The organism is Sulfitobacter sp. AS92 (assembly GCF_038900015.1).
In the GTDB taxonomy this organism is placed as follows: Bacteria; Pseudomonadota; Alphaproteobacteria; order Rhodobacterales; family Rhodobacteraceae; genus Sulfitobacter.
In genome coordinates, this window is the sequence record NZ_JBBMQL010000009.1 from 80,238 (window position 1) to 105,448 (window position 25,211).

General features: G+C 58.2%; 19 protein-coding genes and 1 tRNA gene. 15 read left to right on the forward strand and 5 right to left on the reverse strand.

Translation table 11 applies throughout. The features are described 5' to 3' along the window. The first annotated feature begins 93 nt into the window (after positions 1–93). The 5 genes from WNY61_RS15215 to WNY61_RS15235 all read left to right on the forward strand — a co-directional run bounded on the left by WNY61_RS15215 (position 94) and on the right by WNY61_RS15235 (position 11,105). Entirely contained in the window at positions 94–714 is a 621-nt protein-coding gene (locus WNY61_RS15215) for a response regulator transcription factor (protein WP_342852292.1), read from the forward strand. Positions 715–1,131: 417 nt separating this feature from the next. Continuing rightward, positions 1,132–1,644, forward strand: coding sequence for a hypothetical protein (locus WNY61_RS15220; RefSeq protein WP_342852294.1), 513 nt, complete (start codon positions 1,132–1,134; stop codon positions 1,642–1,644). Positions 1,645–1,691: 47 nt separating this feature from the next. Continuing rightward, positions 1,692–4,307, forward strand: coding sequence for a hypothetical protein (locus WNY61_RS15225; RefSeq protein WP_342852296.1), 2,616 nt, complete (start codon positions 1,692–1,694; stop codon positions 4,305–4,307). A 119-nt stretch (positions 4,308–4,426) separates the two neighbouring features. Continuing rightward, positions 4,427–10,168 (forward strand): carboxypeptidase-like regulatory domain-containing protein, encoded by a 5,742-nt coding sequence (locus WNY61_RS15230; RefSeq protein ID WP_342852298.1) that lies wholly within the window; start codon positions 4,427–4,429, stop codon positions 10,166–10,168. 220 nt (positions 10,169–10,388) lie between these two features. Continuing rightward, the gene (locus WNY61_RS15235) at positions 10,389–11,105 is read left to right on the forward strand and encodes a hypothetical protein (protein WP_342852363.1); all 717 of its coding nucleotides are present in this window, start codon (positions 10,389–10,391) and stop codon (positions 11,103–11,105) included. Between the two features lie 829 nt (positions 11,106–11,934). Here WNY61_RS15235 and WNY61_RS15240 read toward each other — a convergent pair. The 4 genes from WNY61_RS15240 to WNY61_RS15255 all read right to left on the reverse strand — a co-directional run bounded on the left by WNY61_RS15240 (position 11,935) and on the right by WNY61_RS15255 (position 15,634). Next, a tRNA-Arg gene (locus tag WNY61_RS15240) sits at positions 11,935–12,011 on the reverse strand. Between the two features lie 76 nt (positions 12,012–12,087). Further along, positions 12,088–13,473 carry a HAMP domain-containing sensor histidine kinase gene (locus WNY61_RS15245; RefSeq protein WP_342852300.1) on the reverse strand — a complete coding sequence of 462 codons (1,386 nt, stop codon included), beginning with the start codon at positions 13,471–13,473 and terminating at the stop codon, positions 12,088–12,090. An 8-nt stretch (positions 13,474–13,481) separates the two neighbouring features. Then, entirely contained in the window at positions 13,482–14,903 is a 1,422-nt protein-coding gene (locus tag WNY61_RS15250) for an FAD-dependent oxidoreductase (protein ID WP_342852302.1), read from the reverse strand. Beyond that, positions 14,900–15,634: a TVP38/TMEM64 family protein gene (locus WNY61_RS15255; protein WP_342852304.1), complete on the reverse strand. Its 735-nt coding sequence runs from the start codon at positions 15,632–15,634 to the stop codon at positions 14,900–14,902. Before WNY61_RS15255 ends, WNY61_RS15250 begins: the two co-directional genes overlap by 4 nt. A 316-nt stretch (positions 15,635–15,950) precedes the next feature. On the opposite strand from WNY61_RS15255, the gene rpmH reads away from it, so the two are divergent. From rpmH to WNY61_RS15305, 10 genes are all read left to right on the forward strand, one after another. Further along, on the forward strand, positions 15,951–16,085 hold the full coding sequence (gene rpmH / locus WNY61_RS15260) for a 50S ribosomal protein L34 (RefSeq protein ID WP_007118882.1): 135 nt from the start codon (positions 15,951–15,953) through the stop codon (positions 16,083–16,085). A gap of 26 nt (positions 16,086–16,111) precedes the next feature. After that, positions 16,112–16,534 (forward strand): ribonuclease P protein component, encoded by a 423-nt coding sequence (gene rnpA / locus WNY61_RS15265; protein ID WP_342852306.1) that lies wholly within the window; start codon positions 16,112–16,114, stop codon positions 16,532–16,534. Beyond that, a complete protein-coding gene (gene yidD, locus WNY61_RS15270; RefSeq protein ID WP_007118880.1) occupies positions 16,531–16,752 on the forward strand; it encodes a membrane protein insertion efficiency factor YidD in 222 nt (73 codons plus the stop codon). Before rnpA ends, yidD begins: the two co-directional genes overlap by 4 nt. 67 nt (positions 16,753–16,819) lie before the next feature. Continuing rightward, complete coding sequence (gene ttcA, locus WNY61_RS15275; protein WP_342852308.1) at positions 16,820–17,674, forward strand: tRNA 2-thiocytidine(32) synthetase TtcA; 855 nt, start codon at positions 16,820–16,822, stop codon at positions 17,672–17,674. A 123-nt stretch (positions 17,675–17,797) separates the two neighbouring features. Beyond that, the gene (locus WNY61_RS15280) at positions 17,798–19,339 is read left to right on the forward strand and encodes a bifunctional diguanylate cyclase/phosphodiesterase (protein ID WP_342852310.1); all 1,542 of its coding nucleotides are present in this window, start codon (positions 17,798–17,800) and stop codon (positions 19,337–19,339) included. Positions 19,340–19,651: 312 nt separating this feature from the next. Continuing rightward, positions 19,652–21,523, forward strand: coding sequence for a membrane protein insertase YidC (gene yidC, locus WNY61_RS15285; protein WP_342852312.1), 1,872 nt, complete (start codon positions 19,652–19,654; stop codon positions 21,521–21,523). After that, a complete protein-coding gene (locus WNY61_RS15290; RefSeq protein ID WP_342852364.1) occupies positions 21,523–22,260 on the forward strand; it encodes an MOSC domain-containing protein in 738 nt (245 codons plus the stop codon). The genes yidC and WNY61_RS15290 overlap by 1 nt, the downstream gene beginning before the upstream one ends. Further along, on the forward strand, positions 22,260–22,910 hold the full coding sequence (gene yihA, locus WNY61_RS15295) for a ribosome biogenesis GTP-binding protein YihA/YsxC (RefSeq protein WP_342852314.1): 651 nt from the start codon (positions 22,260–22,262) through the stop codon (positions 22,908–22,910). The genes WNY61_RS15290 and yihA overlap by 1 nt, the downstream gene beginning before the upstream one ends. Before the next feature lie 36 nt (positions 22,911–22,946). Next, positions 22,947–23,810, forward strand: coding sequence for an acetylglutamate kinase (argB, locus tag WNY61_RS15300; RefSeq protein WP_342852316.1), 864 nt, complete (start codon positions 22,947–22,949; stop codon positions 23,808–23,810). 65 nt (positions 23,811–23,875) lie between these two features. Further along, positions 23,876–24,370 (forward strand): histidine phosphatase family protein, encoded by a 495-nt coding sequence (locus WNY61_RS15305; RefSeq protein WP_342852318.1) that lies wholly within the window; start codon positions 23,876–23,878, stop codon positions 24,368–24,370. A gap of 61 nt (positions 24,371–24,431) precedes the next feature. Here WNY61_RS15305 and WNY61_RS15310 read toward each other — a convergent pair whose 3' ends face one another. Further along, positions 24,432–25,199: an amino acid ABC transporter ATP-binding protein gene (locus tag WNY61_RS15310; protein ID WP_342852320.1), complete on the reverse strand. Its 768-nt coding sequence runs from the start codon at positions 25,197–25,199 to the stop codon at positions 24,432–24,434. Positions 25,200–25,211: the final 12 nt, after the last annotated feature.

A 25,211-nucleotide genomic window follows, 5' to 3' on the forward strand; every position in this document is an offset into this window, starting at 1 on the left:
CCCTCGACCCCTCAGGCTTTCATCTTTCTTATCAAACAGGCACACTCTACCTATTAAAGAACCCCGGTCACGTTTGGCCTTAGGAGACCTATTATGTCTTTGCGAATTTTAATTGCTGATGATCACGACATGGTCCGCGAGACCATTGCGATGTTTCTTGATGCTGACGGTTCGACCGTAACTGAAGCTGCAAGCGATCTGGCAGGCGCGCTGGATAAGATCAAAACCGAGCCACCCTACGATCTGGTTCTGCTGGACTATACAATGCCCGGCATGAAAGGCCTGCAGGGTCTGCAAACCGTGCTGGGTATCAACGAAGGCCGCCCGGTGGGATTGATCTCTGGCACAGCCACCCGGCTTATTGCGGAGCAGGCATTGGAAATGGGCGCAATCGGTTTCCTACCCAAAACATTGCCTGCCAAGTCATTGGTCAACGCCGTGCGCTTCATGGCAGCAGGCGAGACTTATGCCCCGGTCTCTTTCATGTCCGGCAAGGATAACCCCGAAGAGACCGATTTTGAGAAGGCTCTGTCTGAACGTGAGCGTCAAGTTCTGCGTGGATTGATGATCGCGCAGTCCAATAAAGAGATCGCGCGCGACCTCGATTTGCAGGAAGTGACGATAAAACTGCATGTCAAGACACTTTGCCGAAAACTGGACGCAAAGAATCGTACGGATGCTGCGATTATTGCACGCGACGCGGGCTTCGTTTAACGCGCCTATTTCGCGTTTGATCTGGCCCAGCGATAACAGCACGTGCCCGCCGAAGCGCGCCTAAATCTCCCTCCTCCTTGGTAACCACAATCGCCCGCCTCGTGCGGGCGTTTTTGCGTTTAGTTCAAGGGGCCAATCACCGAATCAGAATTTCCGAAGCGGCTCTTTTCCCTGCAAAATTAACCATATGCTTGCTTTGCCTCAGCGCTGATGCCGCGCCGAATGATAGGCCCCGGCGCGACCTGATAGGGCTCCCTATTCTTTCGGCTAAAGGCCTGGCCTCAGGCTCAGCGCGTTAACCGTTCGCTCAGATGATATCCGTATTCGGTTCCTCGAAGATGAGAACAGGACAGCGCAATGGGCGTGTCCGTTCATTGCAACTGCCGGCTCTTCACCGGCCAACGAGGGAACTACTAGATGCGTATCAATATCTCCCAGTTATCCAAAACACTCATCGCGAGTACGGCTTTGTCTATCGCCGGCTTCGCAGCCGCTGCCGACGCGCTGTCGAGCGAATTTTCTTTCCGCGTGGTGGAGACCAACGCCGAGGGCGAAGAAGTCCTCGTGGAGCGCGAAAGCATCCGCCCAGGCGAGATGATCTCTTATGAGCTGCGCCACGAGAATATGACCGACGGCGCGATGGCAGGTCTCGTTATCGCTGCCCCGGTCCCGGATGGCGTCTCACTCGCATTTGGGTCTGAAATAACCTCGGTCGCCGCAGTCTTTGAAGTCCAAGCCGAGATGGACCCCGAACAAGAAGGGCTGGAATGGTCGACCGTTCCCGCCATCCGCAAGGTCATCGATGCCGATGGCAACATGGTCGAAGAGCCGCTCCCCGAAGAAGCTGTCGCCGCTGTGCGCTGGACCCTCTCGGAACCGCTCGAAGCAGGCGATTCTGCCTTTAACAGCTACCGCGTGCGTCTGAACTGAACCCGGCGCCTCTCTCTCCAACTACCATAGAACTAAGGAATATTAACGTGAAATACCAAACAACCTTCCTTCGCTCCGTCAGTGTCGTGGCCCTGACTTCCGTCATCGGCACAGTCGTTTTTGCGGCCCCCGATGCGGGCTCGGTGATCGGCAACCAAGCTGTCGCGACCTATACCAATGCTGCTGGCGACACCATCACGGTAACCTCCAACACTGTTGAGACAATCGTTCAGCAAGTTGCGGGCGTCTCTATGACCTCAAACAACATTGAACGCATCGCCCCCGGCGGTAAGGCTTTCTTGCCTCACATTATCACCAACGACGGTAACGGTGCCGATGCGTTCTTGCTGGAGGCGGCGGAAAACAGCAGCGGTACGCTCGATTTGCAACCCTTGGTCTTCTACCCTGACGTCAACATGGACGGTGTGGCCGATAGCGCCACTCCACTCACTGAAACACCTACACTGGCACCGGGCGAGCAGTTCGGCGTCGTGATCGAAGCCACGGCCCCTTCAACGGCGTCCGGTTCTGACACGATCACCGTAACAGCGACTTCCAACCTGGACGGCACGGTACTTATTACCAACACCGACACGCTGACGATCTCCAACGATGCGATTATTGAGCTGGTCAAATCCATGACGGCGGACCCGGCTTCAGGCGGCAACCCCAACATCATTGACGCTGGCGATGAAGTGACCATCACTTTGACCTATTCCAGCACCGGTCTGGTCGCAGCCAATAACTACTCGGTGCAAGATGTTCTTGATGGTCGCTTGGCCTATGTGCCTGGATCGGCCCGCTGGTCTGACTCTTCGACCGCGCTGAACGATGATAACGGTTCCACCGTCGTCGATGCCACAAACGGCGGTGGTAACACAATCGCTTGGGATTATGATGATGGCCAGAACGTCAACTTCCTGATCTCTTCGGTCGGCTCTGGCCGTTCGGGCGAGGTGACATTCCGCGCCACAATCACGGACACTGCCGATGCGGGCATCATCACCAACGTGGCAACCCAAGACGTTGACGGCGTAGACTTCCCGCCGTCAAACACCGCCTCTGTTACCGTTGACAACCAATACGCGGTGGCCATCGCCGATACGGCGATTAATTCAGACGGTTCAGCGAACGCGGCGATCGCTTCGGGAACCGACGATGACGCCGCGAACAACGATATTGTAACGGAAACCGCCGATGTTTACCAAGGTGGTGTGATCCGACAGGAATTCGTGCTGACCAACCTGTCCAACAGCCCGGACAGCCTGCAGCTTGATATTGCCAATGTAGACTTCCCAGACGGTACGACTTTCCGCTTTGTCGGGGCTGACGGTATCACACCTATCATCAGCTCAGTCGGTCCGCTTGGTATTGGTGAAAGCGCCAAAGTGACGTTGATCGCAACTTTGCCAACCAATGTCACTCCGACTGCGACCACTAACTACACTGCGACAATCACCACCACTTCGGACAGCTCCGGCGTCTCTGACGTATCGACCGCTGAATTCTCCGGCGCGGTGCTCGCCGCTTCGGTTGACCTCGAAAACGCCGTAGTCGGTTCTGAAGGTGATGGAGCAGCTCCGACAAATGGTGGCAACCCTTGGGTGACACAATCGACAGACCCCGGCGCGCCGGTCATCTTTGACATGCTGGTCGAAAACAACGGCCCGACCTCGGATAGCTTCAACCTGTCGCTGGACCAAGCCCTTCCCCCAGGCTGGACGGTTGAATTCCAACTGCCCGATGGCACGGTCGTGTCGAATACAGGCACCATCCCGGCAGGGGATGTGCAGACCATCCGCGCGGTGATCACGCCAGCCGATGATGCGCTGCCCGGCGACACCTTGGTCGACATCGCGGTTGTCTCTTCCGTCTCGGGACAGGGTGACCGTATCGTCAACCAAGTCACGGTCAACGAAATCTATGACGTAAAGATCATCGACAATCAGAGCGCGCAGGCTTCGCCGGGTGGTATCGTGGACATCCTCCACACCATCTCGAACGAAGGGAACGTGGCCATCACCGACGGGACGATCACAGAAGCCGGTCTGACCAACTTCTCTGGGGCGATCTTCTGGGACCAGAACGGCAACGGCGTTATTGATCCATCCGAGCCGGTCATCGATAACTTCAATGATCTGGGTGTAGGTGGGCTGGCCCCGGGTGACAGCATCTCGCTGATCTACCGTGTACAGACACCGTCAACAGCAACCCAAGGTGTCTCCGAAGTCGGTTCGATCACCATCGGCGACACGCTTAACGGTACCGGGACCGACATTGACCTGACCAACAACGCCGTCGAAGACCGCGTGGTCATCATCTCGGGCGATGTCACACTGAGCAAGTACCAGTATATCGATGCGCAATGCGACGGCACTGCGGGTACCTTTACCAAGACGCGCCTAGACGTCGAGCCCGGTCAGTGCATCCGCTACATGGTCGAAGCCGAAAACACTGGTGCTTCTCCGGCGGACAATGTGACCATCTCGGATGCAGCACCGGCCTATACAGCCGTAACGGACTGTGGCGGCGACTGCACTGAAAGCCTATTCCCGACGACCAGCACGGCAACCATCACGCCGACAAACGTATCGAGCGCGCATGGCACGATCCTTCCCGGCGGCTTTGCTCGGGTAGAGTTCACCGTACGGGTCGAAAACTAACCGACCACTTCGGCACCTCCGGTTGAGCGACGCTCGCCCGGGGGTGCTACCTCCTCTCCCCGTTCTCGTCTCCCCATTTTATTCACGCCCTTCGCAGGGATCGCAACAGGAGCAAACTGATGCGCAGTTTCCTTATGTCTACAGCCCGCCCGGCTCTGGCCCTGATCAGCGCCTCCGCACTGGGCCTGAGCCTTCTCCCGCAAATGACTACAGCTGACCCAGCACTCGGCGGGTCTTTTATCCGCAACGTGGCAGAGGTGAGCTATTTCAACACGTCGCTCGGCATCATGGAACGCGTCTTCTCGAACCCCGTCCGGGCCGAAGTCGCCTCGGTTCCTGGGCTAGAAGTGACCGGTTATTCCGACCTTCTACTGACCCGCGGTGCATTCGGCCGCTACTACTTTGATGTGATTAACAGCGGCAACGTCTCGCTATCAACATCGCTCCGCATTGGCGAACAAGGCCAGTCAGCGATGATGTCACATCAGACGCTGTTCCCCGATCTTAACGGCAACGGCCAGATCGATCCGGAGGACGCGGCCGCAGACATGTCGGCTCCCTTCATGCTCGCGGTCGGTGAGCGGCTCCAGCTGATCTACGAATTCCGCATTTCGGCGGAAACCCCAATAAGCACTCAGTTTGCCAGCATGCTGACGGTCTCTGCTGTGGCAGAGGATGGCCAAAGCCTAACCAGTGAAGCAACGGGCGAATCGCGCGTCGAAGAAGGCGGGCTTGAAGTCTCTAAAGAGCAGGCCATTTCGGAAACTGACGACGGGGCGATCATCACATACACCTTGCGCCTGCGTAACGACTCAGAGCGCGACGCGCTTGGCTACCCCGAGATCGACGGCCAGCCCATTTTGATCGACGGTACGCCCAAGACCGGTGTTTTGCTGCGCGACGCGATACCGCTGAATACGGCTTTTAACGCGATCCAAAACTCAGGCACCATGACAGCGCTGGTCCATATGCACGGCGCACCCCTTCACGAATATGTCAGCGTTGTCCCGGCGGGCCTTTCCGACGAAGTTGATGCGGTGGCATTTTTCCATGAGGGTGACTACGCGATTGGCCATGCCTCAGACCCCAGCTTTTCGGTGCGTGTGCCTAAGGCTTTGGGCGCATTAGAAGTGCACAACACCGCCTCGGCCTTCTATAACAACCAAGAAAGCACTCTGTTGCTGGGCTCGAATACCGTCGTCTATAAGCGCGAAACGGACACGCCCGGCACGCTGGCGTTCGAGCATCCCGAAACCGGCGAAGATCAGCCCTATGGCACACCGGGTAGCGATACGCGTCTGCGTGTCACCGCTGGAGTTTGCAACGGCACCGTTGATGTCGATACGACGCCAGTTACCATCCGCAGCAAGTTGACCGGTGATGTTGAGACCATCATCGCGACCGAGACGGGCGCCAACACCGGAGTCTTCCTCACGCCCGCGCTACCAATGGCACAGATGTCGCCCGCCGTTGCCGGGGATCAGGTCATGGCAACCGATTTTGGCGATAGCTTTATCGCAACGGTGATCTGCGACGATGAGGTGCTTGAGGATGATCTAATGATCAACCCTGGAAACTTCTTGTTCAACTCCGTTACCAACGCCCCGATTGACAACGTAGCCGTTGCCCTAGTCGACGCTCGCTCTGGCGCCGAGATGGCCCGCACGCAGACCGACCAACGTGGTTTTTTCACCTTCTCTGAGATGCCTGAGGGCGACTACCGCTATGCTGTGATGGATGCGCCCGCTTGGGTCTTTCCGTCAATGCGTGCCGATTATGTGGGTATGGGCCGCACTGTGATGCAGGCAGGTTTGGGCAAAGACTTTAACCATGAGGGTGGCGCGCTCTTTGTATCTGACATTCCGGTAGATCCGCATTACGGCACGCCGCTGGCGCTCGATAAGGCGGCGGACCTTGACAGTGTTGGGCATGGCGAATTCGTCACCTATACGCTTAGCTTCACCAACAACATGCACCAAGCGCTGATTGGTGGCGAAATCCTTGACCGCCCCGCTTATGGCGTAAATTTCGTTCCCGGCTCGGTCACCTTGAACGGGGCACTGCTGGACGATCCGCAGCAAATAGGTAACGGCGATCTGCGCTTTTCGGTCGGCATGCTTGAGCCTTTATCGAGCCATGAGCTGACCTATGTCATGCAATTCTCTGCCGCCGCCCGCGAAGGCCGCAACGAGAACACTGCCATCTTATCGGGTCGCCAAGCGGGCACCGGCATGTTGCATCAATCACAAACTGCCCGCGCCATGGTGCGCTTGGACAACTCAGGCGGTGTTTTTTCCCGTCAGGGTACTGTGCTGGGCGCTGTGTTCATGGATTGCAACGGCAACGGCCTGCGTGACCGTGCATCGGATGAGCCGGGTATTCCGGGCGTGCGCATCGCGACCCAAGAGGGGCTCTTTGTGGTGACCGATATCGATGGTGCTTATTCACTGAACGGGATGCGCGCAGTGTCCCACGCCTTTCCCGTCCAGCCCGAAACACTTCCTAACGGGACCGAGGTGCAAGTTACGCGCACCAACGATCTGCGGCGGGGAGGGTCACGACTGGTTCCGCTGAAGAAAGGCGAACTGCGGACTGAGAATTTTGCCGTGGCCCAGTGTAGCCCAGAAGCGCTTGAAGAAGTCAGCAAGCGTCGCGCCCATTTCAAAGGGAACAGCCAATCCCCCGGTGTGAATGCGACCGACCTGCCGATTGATGGCCAACGGAGCAACACCCGCTCGGTACGCGGCGAGGCTGGCATCGCGACCACAACGCAGCTGACCCCCGGCATGATTGCCGCCCAAAACGAAGAGGCCGGGATTACTGCCGCTTCCGTGGCGCAATCGGCTCGCACTTCGGCCCAGCGCCAGTCGCTCGACAGTATTATCCAGAACCTCAATAGCGACCCAAGCTTCGTTGACTTTGCCGAAGACACTACAGTCACCCGCGCAACCCAGAACATCCGCGTTAAGGGTAAGGCGGACCTGACGCTAACGCTGCTGGTGAATGGCCGGGAGCTCGGCGGGGACCGTGTCGGTGAGCGCACAAATTTCGAAAAGAACAACGTGCAGGCGCTTGAATATGTCGCGGTGAAACTGGCACCGGGCGAAAATGTCCTCACACTGGTGGGCCGTGATGGATTTGGTATCGAGCGTGTCCGCAAAGAACTGCGCCTGACCGCCCCCGGCAAACCAGCTAGAATCGAAATCTTGTTGCCCGATACCGCAGCGGCGAACCCGGCCTCTGTGGTCCCAGTGGTTGTCCGCGTTCTCGATGCCCGTGGTCGCCCGGTGCCTGCCTCAGGCACGGTTACCCTTTCTGCCCGACGCTCGCTTTGGGACGTAACTGATATCCGCAGCAGCACACCCGGTGTGCAGGCGTACCTCGACAATGGTGAGGCAACCTTCAACCTGATCCCGCCGCAGGCCTCCGGCCCTGATTTAATCACGGTGCGCTCCTCCTTTGGAGAGGCCGAAGCGACGCTGACATTTACCCCCGACTTGAATGAACGGGTGTTGATCGGTGTGATTGAGGGCGCGGTATCGCTCAGCGGTGATGCCGGCAACGTGCTCGACAAGGACCACATCAGTTCGTTCGAAGAAACCACCACAGGTGTGCGCGGAGAACTTTACCTCAAAGGTGTGATCCGCGGCGATGCGCTGTTGACGCTACGCTATAATTCGGACCGCGATACAGAAGATCGTTTGTTCCGCGACATCCGGGGCGAAGAATACTACCCCGTTTATGGCGACAACTCCGAGCGCGGAGCCGATGCGCAATCCACGTCCAATCTATTTGTTAAGGTGGAAAAAGGCCGCTCCTATATGCTCTACGGCGACATTGCCATCGAGCCGGAAGCCAGCGCGCTGAAACTTGGGAATCTGCGCCGTGTCGCCACCGGGGCCAAGGGGCACTGGGAAAACGACCGCGTCTCGGTCACTGTCTTCGCAGCCCAGACTGCACAAGAACAGCAAGTGCAAGAAATCCGTGGTCGCGGCGTCTCTGGCCCCTATGACCTTGACCTAAGCGGTTATGTGCAAGGCTCTGAGCGAGTTGAAGTCCTCGTGCGAGATGAAGACGGCGGCGACATATTAACTGCCACGCCACTGCTGCGCGGGACGGACTATCTACTCGACTTCTTCCGCAATACGATCACTTTTGATACGCCGGTGCGCCAGTTCGATCTTGATGGCAACCCCGTGTCGATCCGCGTCACCTACGAAGTTGAGCCCGATGGTGCAGAGGCTTACTGGCTCTATGGCGGCGAAGTAAACTACGCCCTTTCTGAAAATACTTCTATTGGGGCACGCGCCGTTCATGCCGATGCGCCGCTTGGCAACACGGCCCACCAACGGATGCACGCTGCCTATCTGCAGCACGAAGACCGTCAGGGCGGCATTTGGGAGGCCGAAGTCGCCCGTTCGGAAAATGAAAAAGGTGAGAAAGACACCGCAGCTCGTTTGTCCTATGAGCTAAAGACCGAAACGCGTTACTTCGCTTTCGAGGCCATCCATACGGGACGAGACTTTCACGCACAGGGCGGTCTGGCCCGCGCCGGTACCAGCCAGGTCCGTCTAAGTTATGGCGCAGAGATCGACCAGCGCAGCGATATTGCTTTCAATGCCGAATACACCCGTGATCGGGTCAACAACAACGAACAGCTGACCCTTGATGCGATCTATTCACGTCGCCTCAGCAAGACCCTGCGCGGTGAGATTGGCCTAGAACACAGCCGAGACCGCAATGACGGCAGCGACGAAAGCAGAACTGCTTTGGTTCTCGGGGCAAATTGGGCGCCGGCGGCCCGCCCGGGCACGGTGATCGAAGCAAAACTACGCGCACCGCTCGACGGCGACGCCCCAACCGAACTTACACTTGGCCTATATGATGAGCCTAAGAACGGCTGGCGCGTCTATAACGAGATCGAGCTTCAGTTCGGCAGCGATGAACTTGTCTCCCGCGCGGCCTATGGCTTTTCCTACACTTTAAACGAGTGGGTTACAGGCCGGACCGAGATGACCAAAGCCAGCGGCGCAGGCGACACCAATATGGTGCAGGGCATGTCGGTCAATTGGGACATCAATCAAAGCACGACTTTCCGCGCTGACCTAGAGCATTCCCGCAACCTTGATACCGCAGAGAGTGAACTAACGTCGCTCGCGCTCGGCACAAGCTGGCAGTCGGGAGACGACAACTGGGTCGGTGACGCTGAGTTGGAAACCACATGGGAAAAGACTGGCAAAACTCACTACGCAAGCATCGGGATTGCAGGCAACGTAATCCCCGATCTTACAGTTCTGGCGCGAAGCCGCGCGGCACTAGATCGCCGCAATGGCGAAAACTCCCGCCGTCTGCGTACCCGTGTTGGGGCCGCCTATCGCCCCAAGGACAACGCGCGCCTTGATGTGCTGGCATGGTATGAGCATCGGCTGGAGGAGCAGCACAATAACACGGAAACCCACCTGTGGTCTGTAGATGCGAACTACGAAATCGACGCTGACCTACGGATTAACGGCAAATACGCTGGTCAGTACCAGCAGATTGCCACCGCAGCAGGGACATCGCCCAACACCACCACACAACTGGTTCAAGGAGGACTGAATTACGAATTCGGCAATGATCGCTTCCAGCTTGGCCTGAACGCCACACATTTGTGGGACAGTGAGGGGAACTCCTCTAACGGGATTGGCGCGGAATTTGGTTTCACCCCGCGCAAAGGTGTCCTGCTGGCACTTGGCTACAACAAAGCACGCGGCCGGGTGGCAGGGCAAAGCAGCCTCTACGATGAGGGGTTCTATTTCCGCTTTAATCTACTGTTGGACAATTCGCTCTGGACCCAGTTCGACCAGTTCCTCGGAAGCTGATCGGGAGACTCAGCCATGAGGGAGAGCCACGTTCCAAGCGCATCTGGAACGTGGCTCAACCCCATTCACGGATCCTAAGGCACAAGTGGCTACTCCAAGCGCACCAATACCTATCCGTTAGAGAGCCTAACTATCTGTCCGTGTTAAGGAAATATCGATTTTGAAGGCGCATAATCAGGGTCAACGCAATATCTAAATCAGATAGGAAACCTCGATGAGAATGCTTGCTGCCAGCACTGCCTTTTGCCTAATCGCCACGACCTTTTCCGGGGCGGCAAATGCAAACGACCTAGCTCGTTTCGATAGTAGAAAAATCGCTGTAACCGGCCTGAATTTTGCACTGTCGCCCTCTGCCTCAAAGAACCGTATTCACCTTAATCGCAGCATGATCAAAACGACCGCCGCACCATCTCCTCGCAAGCTCAACATTCCAAAACGCGGCGGGCCATCCGACGCCGTTCTTCATCTAATAGCTTCGGCTGAGGCCGGTGCCAAAGGCTATGACGCGGTTCAGCATGGCGCACGGGTCAGGCCGCCGAAGCGGCCCACGGGCATGACCATCGGCGAAATCTATCGCTGGATCTCAGCGACTCCCGGTCAGCCACATGCCATCGGGCGCTATCAGTTTATCCCCAACACATTGAAAACACTGGTCACTGAGGCGGGACTCGGCAAGAATGATGTCTTCACCCCGCAAGTCCAAGACCTGCTTGCTGATATCTTACTCGAAGATGCAGGCTTTACCCCCTTTATGAAGGGAAAAATCAGTCGCCATCGATTCATGGAGAATCTCGCCCGTATTTGGGCCGGACTGCCGACATCGACGGGGCGCTCATACTACGATGGCCATGCGGGCAATCGGGCTGTCATCACTTGGAATGAGTTCGACAGCCATATGAAAAGCATCTTTGAAAGCAATGCGCGCGGCACATCATGACCGCGGGCGGAGGCGCGTTCAATCTCTCACGGCCAAAACGCGTAATTTCTCTTCGCTTTGGCCGATTTAGTAGCTGCGCCCACGGCATCTGCCGATCGAGTAATTATTGATTGTCCGTATGTTGTTCAGATTAAGAACTGGGCGTGGCTAATTTCATTCTTTACGGCGCATGCAAATAAGCAGCGCCAAGTTCGCTGCTCACAGGAACTCAACCGATAGCTGCACCGAACGCTAGCGGAACCTATTAGTTGTAGGAATCGTTAGTCTATTGAATATGCCGTAGGAGGAATGATGCATGTGGAATAGTGAGCTTTTGATCCTGATCATGGCTACGATGGTTTTCGTAGCGTTGATCAAACGACTTCCAGTGCTTCGTCAGGTTCGGGCGGATGTTTCGCGGCCTTCTAGAAATATCTCCTCCCTGCATCGAAATTGAAAGCTCCTCACGTGCGAAGAAGTTCAATAATCCAAGGTCGGTTTAGCGATCCAGTAAGGCAGATTTTGTGCTGGCCTCACTCTTTTACGCTAAAAACAAACTGAGTTATCAAGAAATCAAAACGCTTCGCACGCAGTCTGTGTTTAAGGCTGTTCATGCAAAAAACAACGTTGAGTTCATCGCGCGCTGTATCTTCGGCTCTATGACCTACTGCTCAAGATAACGTCCTGCTCAAGCGGCGACAGGTAACGCGGCATAGATCATCTGAAGCAGACGCACTCCGTCTTCGACAAACCGCATGGAGCATGGGCGTTCTACAATCCGCCCACATACGGATAACACAGGTCAAAGCGATATCGCATCGGGCACAGTGTTATTCAATTTTTCGGGTAGTGGCGGACCGAGGAGGATTCGAACCCCCGACCCCCTGATTCGTAGTCAGGTACTCTATCCAGCTGAGCTATCGGTCCACTGAGCGGGGGTTTAGTCTTAGCCCCGGAGAGTTGCAAGCCCTCGTTTCGAGGAAATGCAATTTTCTGCGAAAGTTTATAAAGTGCCGTCGCCCTTCGGCAGGGTGATGTCGAAAACCGTGCCTTCCGGACCGGTGTTATGCAGGGCCAAAGTGCCACCGTGGCCGCGCACCAGCTCTGATGCGATGACCAGCCCCAGCCCCGAACCGCCCTTGCGCGCGCCCCCTTGAAACGCTGTAAAAAGATGTTCGCGCGCTTTGGGCGGCAGGCCCGGGCCGGTATCGCTCACGGTGATGCACCACGCCTCTGCCCGGTCCTCGGCGCGCAAATGTACCTCACCCGGTTTGCCGGTGGCCGTAATCGCCTGTCGGGCGTTCCGCATGAGATTTGCGAGAACGCGGTACATTTGTTCAGGGTCGGCGCGCACAGTCAGGTTGGCGGGGATGTCGGCGGCAAAGCTGATGTCGCTTTCAGGGTCGGCCAAGCGTTCGCCGTCGATCACTTCTTCCACCAACTCTTCTAGCAGCATCAGCGTCAGCGTCGGCCCCGGCTCTTCTGCTTTGCCAAATGCTAGTGTCGATTCGCACAGGTGAACCGCGCGTGTAATCGAGCCGACAAGCTTCGGGGCCATCCGTTTGACTGTCGGGTCTTCGGACATCTCGATCCGGTCGGTGAAAAGCTGCGCCGACGTCAGAATGTTGCGCAAATCATGACTGATCTTGCTGACCGCGCTGCCCAGTTGTGCCAGTCGCTCTTTCTGTTTCAGCGCCTGCGTCAGGTCCGTCTGTAGCTTTTTCAGCGCCTCTTCGGCCTCACGCAACTCGGTTACGCGCGCCGAAGGTTCAATGATCCGCCGCGCATCTTCGGGGGCCGCTGCGTAGCGTTGCATATGCCCTGCGACCCGTTTCATCGGCTTGAGCAACAAGGCCCGCATGGCGAAGAACAAAAGCACCGCAGTTATGACGGAGATCACCGCCGAAAGCATCAAGATGCGAATCCCGTAGTCGAGCATGGCAACACGCATCGGCGCCGTTTCCATCGTGACTTCGATCAGCAGCCCCGCCTCGCGCACCGGGGCGCCGATCACACGCACCACCTCATTCCCGGGCCGGAACAGCCGCAACATCGCGTCCCGGATCAGAACCATCGCAGAGGCATCGCGCAGGTCATAGGTCTGCGACACCGTGCGCGGCATGGGGGAGGCCAGCACCAATTGCCGCGCCTCGTCCCGGCGCAGCACCACGTTGAAGACCTCGGCGTTGCGCAGCAGCTCTTCCTCCAGCTCCGGGTCGAGCATGTCGTCAGCCAGCAGTGCCAGTGACGCGATCTGTGCCCGTTCCAGCCGTGTCAGCATGTATTCTTCGCGGAACCGCGCGATGGAGGGGACAAAAATCAGTACCTCGGCCAGCATCACAAAGATGGTGGTGAGGATCAGCAGACGGCCAGAGAGCGAGTGGATCATGGGTGATCTCAGGGCAAAAAGCGCTGCACGGCGCGCACGATCGTTTTTACCAATGCGCTTTCGAAGAGGCGCGGGCTGAAATAGGCCCCCGCCGCGCGTTTGTTAATTTCCGAGATCGTGGGGTAAGGGGCAACCATAGCCGCAATCTGGCTCATCTTCATGTTATTGACCAGCGCAAGCGACCACAGGGTGATCAATTCCCCTGCTTGATGGCCGACGATGCTGGCCCCCACGGGGCGCCCCTTGACCACCATGACCTTGATGAACCCTTTGGTCTGGCGCTCGGCGATGGCGCGGTCGTTGTGGTTATAGTGAAAACGGATGACCTCCAGTTTGTCGCCATGTTCTTCGCGTGCATGCGTCTCGGTCAACCCGACCTGCGCCAGTTCCGGCGCGGCATAGGTGACCCACGGGATATGGTGCAATTTGGTCTTGCTCGGCAGGCCAAAGAGGATCGAGCGGATCACCACCCCGGCGTGATAGCCCGCCACATGGGTGAACTGCAGCCCGCCCGCCACGTCGCCAATGGCATAGACACGGCGGTTGCTGCTGCGCAGACTGTCGTCGACTTTGATGCCCGCTTTGGTGGTCTCCACCCCGGCCTCATCCAGATCGAGCCGGTCAACGTTGCTTTTGCGGCCCACGGCCATCAACAGATGCGAGCCATTGATCACCCGGCCATCCTCGGTTTCAACCGTGATCGCGCCCGCTTCACCGCTGATCTTCGCGGCGTTGCTGCCCTCTTCAAAAGCTACGCCTTCGTCGCGCATGGTCTGAAGAACAACCTCAGCAAGCTCCGGATCATCTTTGCCAAGCGCCCGGTCGCCTTCGATCACGGTCACCTTGCAGCCCATCCGCACATGGGCCTGGGCCATCTCAATACCAATGGGGCCGCCGCCGATGATGATCAGATGCTCCGGCTTTTCCCGCAGGTCGAAGAGGGTTTCGTTGGTCTCATAGGGCACATCCTTCAACCCCGGAATCAGCGGCACCAGCGGGGACGACCCCGTGGCGACGACAATGCGCCGTGCCGTGATGATCGTATCGCCCGCCTGCACCTCTTTATCGGAAATGAAGCGCCCATATTCACGGATCACCCGCACGCCCAAGCCTTCAAACCGCTCAACCGAATCGACCGGCGCGATTTCCGAGATGACATCGGCCACGTGATCCTTGGCGGCGGCGTAATCCACCACTCCGGCGGCATTCTCGACCCCATATTGCGCGCTGTGCTGCTGGACATGGGCGGTCTTGCCAGTCTTAATCAGCGCCTTTGAAGGCACGCAGCCATAGTTCAGGCAATCACCGCCCATTTTGTGCCCTTCAAGCAGGGTCACATCTGCGCCCATCTGCACGGCCCCCGCCGCCACCGACAATCCGCCAGAGCCTGCGCCGATGATCAGAACGTCAGTCTTAATACGAGTGGTCATTTCAGCAGATCCTTCTTGCCGGTAAATGTCTTGATCGCCACAGGCAGCAGCGACAGAACGCAAAGACCCAGAATGGGCAGCAAAATATGGGGCTCAAAGATGATCCCGAGGTCCGGCGTCTCACCTCGGGCAAAGATTGCACCTAGCCCAGCCCCGACAGAGGTAAAGACCAGCGCCCCCGGCATGATGCCGAAAAACGTGGAGATGGCGAAACGAAACAATGGCACGCCAAGGAATGCGGGCACCAGATTCGCAACGAAAAACGGCACCACCGGCACGAGCCGGATAAAGAAGAGCATCGACCACTGGTTATCGTCGATCCCTGCCTTGATCTTACGCACCACCCCATCAGAGGCATCCATCCGCTCTTTCAGCCGGTCGCCCAGACCCCATTGCGCCGCCAGGAAGATCACGATCGCGCCGAGTGTGGCCCCACCCACGTTATAAAGGACACCGGGAAACAACCCGAACAGAAAGCCGCCAGTTAATGTCGCCACCGTGGCCCCCGGTAGGGAGAATGCTACGATCACTACATAGGCGGCGACAAAGGCCAGCGCGGTCAGCAGGTAGTTGTTGTCGCGAAAGGCGATCAGCGCCTCGCGATTCTCACGCAGGGCGTCGAAACTCAGGTAATCACGCAGGGTAAACGCGCCGATGGCGGCGACCGCTAGGATCACCGCAAGGGGCAGGTAGCGCATCAGCGCGGGCTTACTTAGGTCTTTGCGGCTCATTTCAACACTTTCATTGGGCCTACATCAGACCATTTGTCGTCTCCTAATGATGGCGTGAAGCTGGGCGTAGGAACAGGCTCCTCACACGCACTTGATAGGGCTTGTGCGCAAAGGGCCGATTTTGCAGGATAGAGGGGCGAACTGAAACAATTTGGCCCGTACGGACCGGCATTTTGTTGCAAAGGGCAGATTTTCCCTGTCAGGGGGTTTGACTTGCGCGCGCCACCGCATTAGAGGACGGGCTTGAATTGACGCTGGCCGCGGTGGAACTCATGAGTGATTCCGTGCCCAGCCAGCTTTAAATGGAGACGGAGCGATGAAACGCACCTTTCAACCCTCGAACCTCGTGCGCAAGCGGCGCCACGGTTTCCGCGCGCGTATGGCCACCAAAGCCGGCCGTAAGATCATCAATGCGCGTCGCGCACAGGGCCGGAAATCGCTGAGCGCGTAAGCGCCTTCGATCTTCGGAACCAGAATATGATACCGCCGGAGGCACCCTTGAATGGCATTTGCGCCACGAAGGGGAACCCTGCCCCGGCGGTTTCTCTGCGTATGGAAACCCTAACCAAACGGCCGGATTTCCAGCGTGCCAGCCGTGCAAAACGTGTGGCGACCCCCGGTTTTATCCTACAGATGCGACCCCGCCGGGAGGATGAGCCCAGCGCGGCCCCCATTCGCGTGGGCTTCACCTGCTCAAAGAAGGTTGGCAACGCCGTGGCCCGCAACCGCGCCAAGCGCCGTTTGCGTGAAATCGCCCGGCTGACCCTGCCGCAGGCCGGACGCGCGGGCATGGACTATGTCTTTGTCGGGCGGCGCGAGGCGACAGCCGCCCTGCCCTTCGACCAACTGCTTGCCGATCTCGCCCGCGCACTCGATATCCTGCATGGGGCGCGGAAATGACCCCATTCGCCACGCTGCTTGCCCTGCCGGTGCGCGGCTACCGTCTGCTCTTTAGCCCTTGGGTTGGGTACAATTGCCGTTACCAGCCCACCTGCAGTGCCTATGCGCTGGAAGCGTTGCAAAAACATGGCGGGCTGCGGGGCGGGTGGCTTGCCGCGCGGCGCATCGCCCGCTGCCACCCTTGGGGCCGCAGTGGAATCGACAACGTCCCCGATTAGCGCCACGCTTGCGCCAAAGGGGCAAATTGCCCTAGGTGAAGCCAAGCTGATAGTGAGAGACTGACCGATGCTGGACGAAACCAACGAGATTCACCCCCTCTTTGCAGGCGCACCGCAAAGCACCGAGTTCAAGAAGCTGCGCAAGCGCATCGTCCGCATGACCCGCGAGGCGATTGATCGATACGGCATGATCGAGTCGACCGCCGAGGGCGCGCCGAAGCCCAAATGGTTGGTCTGTCTGTCGGGCGGCAAGGACAGTTATACCCTGCTTGCGGTCTTGCATGAACTTCAATGGCGCGGCCTGCTGCCGGTCGATCTTTTGGCCTGCAATCTCGATCAGGGCCAGCCGAACTTCCCCGCAACCGTGCTCCCGGAATTCCTTGAAAAGATGGGCGTTCCCCATCGCATTGAATACCAAGACACCTATTCAATCGTCATGGACAAGATCCCCGCCGGGCGCACGTTTTGCGCTCTCTGCAGCCGTTTACGCCGTGGAAATCTCTATCGAATTGCGCGCGAAGAAGGCTGCTCTGCTGTGGTGCTGGGCCATCACCGGGATGACATCTTAGAAACCTTCTTCATGAACCTCTTTCACGGTGGGCGCCTGGCAACGATGCCGCCCAAATTGGTAAACGAAGAAGGCGATCTGTTCCTTTACCGCCCCCTCGCTCATGTGGCCGAACGCGACTGCGAGCGCTTCGCCACCGCAATGAATTACCCGATCATTCCTTGCGATCTTTGCGGGTCACAGGACGGGCTACAGCGCCAGCAGGTTAAGGCGATTCTTGATGGCTGGGAGGCCAATAGCCCCGGTCGCCGGCAGGTGATGTTCCGTGCTTTGATGAACGCCCGCCCCTCCCATTTGCTTGATCCCGACCTGTTCGACTTCGCAGGGTTAGTGCGGAACGGTGAGAGTACGTAACAAGAACAATTTTAGATAAGAAATTACATGGAAAGCGGTCTCTGTTAACCCACGACACATCCTAAAGCCGATATTGGTCCCTCAACAGCGCAGGTATTGCGCGATAATGGAAGGGATATCGCGATGGCATTCTACCAGCTTACTCGGCTGGCGCATTTACGCCAGCCACTCGCCGCTTTGCTAAGTGGTCAGGCGGCTCTGGCCTTCCTTCCTGCAATGACGCTTGTCGCGTGCTGGCTCGGGGGTGAATTGGCCCTGATCACGGCCTCCGCGGCTTTGCCACTGCTCTATCTGGCGGGGCAGCGGTTTGGCGACAGGCTGGCGCTACCGCGTGACGCAGTCAGCGGCATGCTGCAGCGCAGTACCTTTGAGGAATTGACCGAACAGGTTTTTCAACGCGCCAAAGCGCAGGGGCGGTTGTCAGCGACTTTCTTCATCTCGCTCGAAGAGTTTGACAAAATTACAGAACGTTACGGTCACGGCGCTGCCGATTTGATCGCTCGGCAGAGCGGCGAACGTTTGATCAGCGTCCTGCGGGATGACGACAATATTGGCAAAATGGGCGAGGCGCGCTTCGCCATCTGCATGGCCCCGGTGCGCCAGCTTGATCTTGAGCTTTGTATCCAGCTTGCGGGGCGGCTTCAGGCTGTACTGGAAGAACCTATCTCCGTCGATGGGGTGACCGTCTATCTCACCGCCTCAGTAGGCTTTTGCCTCAACACCCGCGCACCGGGCGGGGACGGTGCAGCGTGGCTTGCCGCCGCTGCCACGGCTCTACGCACCGCTCAACGTCGTGGCCCCTCCTCTATACGCGCCTTCTCAGACCAGATGCGCCGCGATACCGAAAGCCGCACAGAGCTGCGCGAGGACGTTGTGCAGGCATTGGATGGCGGTCAAATCCAGCCGTGGTTTCAGCCGCAGATATCGACTGACACGGGACAAATCACCGGCTTTGAAGCCCTCGCGCGCTGGAACCACCCGGTGCGCGGCATGATCCCCCCCTCAGATTTCCTACCCGCCATCGAAGAAGCTGGCCTTTTGGAGCGTTTGGCTGAGGTGATGATGTATCACTCTTTTGCCGCACTTAAAGCTTGGGATAGCTCTGGAACAGAAGTCCCACAGGTTGGCGTAAACTTCGCGGGAAGCGAACTTGCCAATCCCCGGCTGATCGACAAAATCTCTTGGGAGCTGGACCGTTTTGAACTGACCCCCGACAGGCTTGCCGTTGAAGTCCTGGAAACTGTTGTCGCATCCGCGCCCGATGACGTGATTACCCGCAACATCAACGCTTTGGGCAAGTTAGGGTGCCGCATTGACCTTGACGACTTTGGCACCGGGCAGGCCTCCATTGCTTCGATCTGTCGCTTCTCGGTTAGCCGCATTAAAATTGATCGCTCTTTTGTCATGAAGGCAGACCGCGACCCGGATCAACAGCGGATGATAGGTGCCATTCTTACCATGGCCGAACGGCTCGGGGTCGAAACCCTTGCCGAAGGTGTGGAAACGGTGGGGGAGCATGTATTGCTGGCGCAGCTCGGCTGTGACCATGTGCAGGGATTCGGCATCGCACGTCCCATGCCGTTTGAGCAGACGCTCGACTGGATCGCCCGCCACAATGCTAAGCTGCAAGACGTTCCACGCATTATGGACGGGCGCGCGACCTAGCGCGCTTGATCTTCTCCGCGAGTTAGGGGGCTGCCCTGCACGCTTTATACTACCGACAGCGCGTTCAGCCGAGATACACCAAAGCACGGGTAGCGCTTAGAATTTTACAGAAACATATCACCCCTCGCTAAAGCTCTTAACCGAACCGCGGCCAACTGCTCGCAATTGACCTCGGCAAAACGCCTCAAGGCCCATGCCCGATGGGTGGAAACCCCGCCTTACACCCTATGGGCTTACCCGATTCCGCTTGACCTTTGGCCCCGCACTCTGTTGAACCCCCGTGATATTCAAAGACATCAGGTGGCTGTCCCCATGGACGAACAGAATAAGAATCTCATCCTTGCCACGGCGCTCAGTTTTGCCGTCATCCTCGTGTGGTTCCTTTTGTTCCCGCCCCCCGAAGCCGATCCCGCGATAGAGAACAGCGTTGAAATGAGCCAAGCCGAAGACGGCACCTCTGTTCCAGCCTCCCCAGCCGATACTGCTGCTGCACCTGGCACGGACAATGGCGAAGGCGCCGCCCCCCAAGGCCGCCGCGCGGCTTTGGCAGATGCCCCTCGCGTGGCCATCGCGACTGATAAGGTTAGCGGTTCCATTTCACTCATGGGCGGTCGGATTGATGATCTGAAATTGAATGACTACCAAACCACCCTCGACGAAAACGCCGAGGTGGTTACCCTCCTCTCTCCCGAAGGATCGAGCGACGCCTATTACGCACTACACGGCTGGGCCGCAGGCTCTGGCCTTGCCCCTGATGCCGTACCCGGTGTCGATACTCTTTGGACCCTAAGCGAAGGTGAGACGCTGGGTGTCGACAGCCCGGTCACCCTGTCATGGGATAACGGCGCGGGTCAGATCTTTAACCGCACCATCTCAGTCGATAACGAATATATGTTCGACATCACTCAGAGCGTCACCAACAACGGCGACGCGCCGGTCAACCTTGCCCCTTTTGGCATGATCGCCCAGCACGGATTGCCTGAAGACCTGAAAAGTTTCTTCATCTTGCATGAAGGAGCCGTGTCTATGGCCAATGGCGAGCTGTCGGAAGTCGACTGGGACGATATCGCTGAGGCCGATGTAAACAGCACGTGGGGCCGCCCTGCTGTGGTCACCGAAGGGGTCACGGAAGGTTGGGTTGGCTTTACCGATCACTACTGGCAGGCCGTGCTGATCCCCGGGGCGGGCGAGGCTTTTGAACAAGCCCTCACCTACGACCCGCGTGCCGACACATACCGCGCCTTCACCCGCCAACCGACCCGCTCGGTCGCCGCAGGTGAAAGCGTCAGCAGTTCCAGCAAGTTCTTCGCAGGCGCAAAGGAATGGGAAACACTGCAGGATTACCAATCTGCCGGTGTCGCCAAATTCATCGATAGCATCGACTGGGGTTGGTTCTTTTTCCTGACCAAGCCGATCTTCTGGCTGCTGCACAACCTCAACCAGCTTATCGGCAACATGGGCGTCGCGATCATCGGCCTGACGCTGCTGATCAAGGCGCTGCTTTTCCCGCTGGCCTATAAATCCTATGTCTCCATGGCGCGGATGAAGGAGCTTCAGCCCGAGATGGAGAAGCTGAAGAAAGAGGCGGGCGACGACCGTCAGAAGATGCAGCAGGGCATGATGGAGCTCTATAAGAAGAACAAGGTGAACCCCGCTGCGGGCTGTCTGCCGATCCTGATGCAGATCCCAATCTTCTTCTCCCTCTACAAGGTGATCTTTGTCACGATCGAACTGCGCCACGCACCTTTCTTTGGCCCGTTCCAAGACCTTAGCTCACCTGATCCAACCTCGATCATGAACCTTTGGGGCCTGCTGCCCTATGCGGCGCCTGAGCCTGGCTCGATGCTGGCATTGGTGTTCATCGGGATCCTGCCGCTTCTGTTGGGTATCTCCATGTTCTTGCAGCAGAAATTGAACCCTGCCCCCACCGATCCAACACAGCAGATGATCTTTGCTTGGATGCCTTGGGTCTTCATGTTCATGCTGGGTGGCTTTGCGAGTGGTCTTGTCGTTTACTGGATCGCGAACAACACGATCACCTTTACGCAGCAGTACCTGATCATGCGCAGCCAAGGGTACAAACCTGACCTTTGGGGCAACATCGCGGGCGGCTTCAAACGTACGCCCAAGGGTGATGCTGCAAATGCAGACGCCAAGCCCAAGTCAGGCAAGTCGAAAAAGTGATGCAGGTCACCGCGCTCAACCGGCATCCGCTCAAGGCCCATGGCCGCGAGACGGTTGAGCGTGTGACCCTGCGCGCCGGACAGTCCATGCCTTACGATCGGCTTTGGGCCGTAGCGCATGATGCCTCTAAAGCCGCGCCCGGAGACTGGGCGCGGTGTTTGAACTTTACGCGGGGCGCGTCCTCTCCGCAGTTGCAGGCGATCACCGCCGAACTGGATGAGACCACCGAGTTATTGACCCTGCGCCATCCCGTCCGCGGCGAGATCACATTTCACCCAGACCGTGACAAAGCGCAGTTCCTCGACTGGGTGCGCCCGCTGGTGGCCGAGGGCCGGGCCGCCCCGGCGGACATCCTGCGCCTTGATGGCCGCGGCTATACCGACAGCGCTGAGCCGACCCTCTCGCTTAACAACCTTGCCTCGCACGCCGCTGTCGAAGACCTCGCCGGTCGCCCGCTGCAAACCGCCCGGTGGCGCGGCAACATCTGGTTTGACGGCGCCGCCCCGTGGGACGAGTTCGAATGGGTCGGTCGCGATATGAAAATCGGCGGTACGCGGTTCAATGTGTCTAAACGCATCACCCGCTGCCTTGCCACGACCGTAAACACCGACACCGGCGCGCGCGACGTAGATACGCTTGCCGCACTTGACCAATTGGGTCACCGAGATTTCGGTGTTACCTTGACCGTCACCGAGGGTGGAGAGATCGCCGTTGGCGACGAACTGGAGCTAATTTGATGCAAGTGAACTACACCATCGCCGAAGAGCCTGACACACCGAGCGCCGAGAAGGGCCGCCTGCTTTTCGCGGGTGAGACGACCTTCGTTAAAGGCGTGGTGGCGATGGACGGGCTGCCGCCGCCTGACCGGATGGAGGTCTGCTTTGCCGGGCGCTCAAACGTGGGCAAATCGACGTTGATTAACGCACTTACGGGAATGAAGGCGCTCGCGCGGGCCTCCAACACGCCAGGTCGTACGCAGGAGATTAACTTCTTTACAGCGGGTGAAGAGCACTACCTCGTCGACCTTCCGGGCTACGGCTATGCCAATGCCCCCCTGCCCGTGGTCGAAAAATGGCAGCGCTTGCTAAAACAGTACCTGTCGGGCCGTCAGACCCTGCGTCGCGCCTTCGTACTGATCGACGCGCGCCATGGGGTCAAAAAGGTCGACAACGAAATCATGTCGCTGCTCGACAGTTCTGCTGTGACTTTTCAGGTGGTCTTGACCAAGGGCGACAAGGTCAAAGAAGCTGAACGGGCCAAGATCCTTGAACAGGTCAAAGAAGCGTTGAGCAAACATCCCGCCGCCTATCCTGAGATTGTGGTCACGTCTTCGGAAAAGGGCTGGGGCATCCCGACCTTGCGTGCCATCATCGCCACACTGGTATAACACCTCCGCCGCTATCGGCTTCCCATGGGTCAACAGATGAGAACGCAAGACATGAACCGCGACTGGATCGCCACCGCCCGTACCCTCAGCCAAGCCCTGCCCTTTTTGCAACGCTATGCCGATGCCACCGTGGTCATCAAGCTGGGCGGTCATGCGATGGGCAGCGATGAAGCGATGGATGAATTCGCCCGCGATGTCGCGTTAATGCGGCAGGTCGGTGTGAACCCGGTGATCGTCCATGGGGGCGGGCCGATGATCAACGACATGCTGGCCCGGCTGAACATCAAATCCGAATTTATAAACGGCAAACGCGTCACGGATGCCGCGACCATGGAAGTGGTCGAAATGGTGCTCTCGGGCCTCGTCAACGCCCGGATCGTGCAGGCCATTTCCGAACAGGGCGGCCGCGCCGTGGGTGTCTCCGGCAAGGACAGCGGGCTAATCGTTTGCGAACCGGAAGATCCTGCCCTTGGCCTTGTGGGCAACCCGACCCAAGTGAACCCACGCATCCTACGCGACTTTGCGGACAAGGGCATCATCCCTGTCATCGCGCCGCTTGGTATGGGCCGGTGGGGCGAGACCTACAACATCAACGGCGACACAGCCGCTGGGGCCATTGCGGGCGCGCTGAAGGCCGACCGTCTGCTGCTGCTGACGGACGTGGCCGGCGTCAAGGATGGCGCGGGCGAGGTGGTGACCGACCTTACGGCGAGCCAGATCAACGAGATGATCGCCGACGGCACCATCGCAGGCGGGATGATCCCCAAAGTTCAGACGGCGCTGGATGCCCTCGAAGGGGGCGTGCGTGCTGCGGTAATTCTTGATGGACGCGCCCCCAATGCTTGCCTGCTGGAACTGTTCACCGAACACGGCGCGGGCAGCATCATTCGCAAAGGCTGAGGCATAGCCCTTGCCCCCTGCCCCTGCTTCGCGCCTATGATGGGCCGAGCAGTGAAAGGAATGACATGCGCCGCCTGATCCTAATGCGACATGCGAAATCGGACTGGTCCCACGGCACCAGCGATCACGATCGTCCGCTGAACAGACGGGGGCGTGGGGCTGCCGAAGCACTGGGCAACTGGCTTCGGTCCGAAGGGTTGGTGCCTGACTTGGTGCTTTGCTCGACAGCTGCCCGGACCCGCGAAACCTGCGCACTTCTGGACCTGCCTGAAAGCAACGCGGTCGATCATCTCCAACAGCTTTACCTTGCCGAGCCAGAGAAGATCATCTCAACCCTTCGGCTGCGAGCGAGGGGCGATACTGTACTTCTCGTGGCGCATAACCCCGGCATCGCCGCAGCCGCAGCGGTGCTGTTGCGGCAGACGCCCGATCAAGATGCGTTTGATCGCTATCCATCGGGGGCGACCACGGTGATGGATTTCGATATCGACAATTGGGCTGACCTCGCCCCCGGCACCGGTGCGCTGCGCGCCTTCACTGTCCCAAAACAACTGGTTTGAAACGCAAACGCCCCGACCAATTGGCCGGGGCGCTTTGTTCGCAATATGGCCGTAGCCCGCTTCAGTGACCCAGAATCTGGCTCAGGAACAGCTGTGTGCGCGGGCTTTGCGGGTTGTTGAAGAAGGCTTCCGGCTCGTTCTGTTCAACGATTTGGCCCTCGTCCATAAAGATCACCCGGTTCGCCACCTGACGGGCAAAGCCCATCTCATGGGTCACGCAGAGCATGGTCATGCCCTCTTCGGCAAGCTCGATCATCGTGTCGAGCACTTCCTTGATCATCTCAGGGTCGAGCGCCGATGTCGGCTCATCAAACAGCATGATGCGCGGGCGCATGCAGAGCGAACGGGCAATCGCCACACGCTGCTGCTGACCGCCCGAAAGCTGGCCGGGGTACTTGTTGGCCTGATCAGGGATCTTCACCTTCTCAAGGAAGTGCATCGCGACTTCTTCGGCTTCCTTCTTAGGCGTTTTACGAACCCAGATCGGTGCCAGCGTGCAGTTCTCAAGGATCGTTAGATGCGGGAAAAGGTTGAAGTGCTGGAAGCACATGCCGACCTCTGAGCGGATCTTGTCGATATTCTTGAGGTCCGAGCTGAGCAGCGTGCCGTCAACTTCAATGCTTCCCTTCTGGTGCTCTTCCAACGCGTTGATACAGCGGATCAGCGTCGATTTACCCGAGCCCGAAGGCCCGCAAATCACGATACGCTCGCCGCGGTGCACGGTCAGGTCGATGTCGCGCAGCACGTGGAACGCGCCGTACCACTTGTTCATATTGTTGATACGGATCGCGACTTCGTCGGATACTTTCATTTGTGCGGTCTCAGCCATGCGAGAACCCTC

Bases quoted from the DNA above. Each gene is read 5' to 3' on its own strand.
- yidC (WP_342852312.1), top strand. From the start codon at position 19,652: ATGGACGAACAGAATAAGAATCTCATCCTTGCCACGGCGCTCAGTTTT.
- WNY61_RS15310 (WP_342852320.1), bottom strand. From the start codon at position 25,199: ATGGCTGAGACCGCACAAATGAAAGTATCCGACGAAGTCGCGATCCGT.
- yidD (WP_007118880.1), top strand. From the start codon at position 16,531: ATGACCCCATTCGCCACGCTGCTTGCCCTGCCGGTGCGCGGCTACCGT.
- WNY61_RS15255 (WP_342852304.1), bottom strand. From the start codon at position 15,634: ATGAGCCGCAAAGACCTAAGTAAGCCCGCGCTGATGCGCTACCTGCCC.
- rnpA (WP_342852306.1), top strand. From the start codon at position 16,112: ATGATACCGCCGGAGGCACCCTTGAATGGCATTTGCGCCACGAAGGGG.
- WNY61_RS15305 (WP_342852318.1), top strand. From the start codon at position 23,876: ATGCGCCGCCTGATCCTAATGCGACATGCGAAATCGGACTGGTCCCAC.
- yihA (WP_342852314.1), top strand. From the start codon at position 22,260: ATGCAAGTGAACTACACCATCGCCGAAGAGCCTGACACACCGAGCGCC.
- WNY61_RS15245 (WP_342852300.1), bottom strand. From the start codon at position 13,473: ATGATCCACTCGCTCTCTGGCCGTCTGCTGATCCTCACCACCATCTTT.
- ttcA (WP_342852308.1), top strand. From the start codon at position 16,820: ATGCTGGACGAAACCAACGAGATTCACCCCCTCTTTGCAGGCGCACCG.
- rpmH (WP_007118882.1), top strand. From the start codon at position 15,951: ATGAAACGCACCTTTCAACCCTCGAACCTCGTGCGCAAGCGGCGCCAC.
- WNY61_RS15220 (WP_342852294.1), top strand. From the start codon at position 1,132: ATGCGTATCAATATCTCCCAGTTATCCAAAACACTCATCGCGAGTACG.
- argB (WP_342852316.1), top strand. From the start codon at position 22,947: ATGAGAACGCAAGACATGAACCGCGACTGGATCGCCACCGCCCGTACC.
- WNY61_RS15280 (WP_342852310.1), top strand. From the start codon at position 17,798: ATGGCATTCTACCAGCTTACTCGGCTGGCGCATTTACGCCAGCCACTC.
- WNY61_RS15215 (WP_342852292.1), top strand. From the start codon at position 94: ATGTCTTTGCGAATTTTAATTGCTGATGATCACGACATGGTCCGCGAG.
- WNY61_RS15290 (WP_342852364.1), top strand. From the start codon at position 21,523: ATGCAGGTCACCGCGCTCAACCGGCATCCGCTCAAGGCCCATGGCCGC.
- WNY61_RS15235 (WP_342852363.1), top strand. From the start codon at position 10,389: ATGCTTGCTGCCAGCACTGCCTTTTGCCTAATCGCCACGACCTTTTCC.
- WNY61_RS15250 (WP_342852302.1), bottom strand. From the start codon at position 14,903: ATGACCACTCGTATTAAGACTGACGTTCTGATCATCGGCGCAGGCTCT.
- WNY61_RS15230 (WP_342852298.1), top strand. From the start codon at position 4,427: ATGCGCAGTTTCCTTATGTCTACAGCCCGCCCGGCTCTGGCCCTGATC.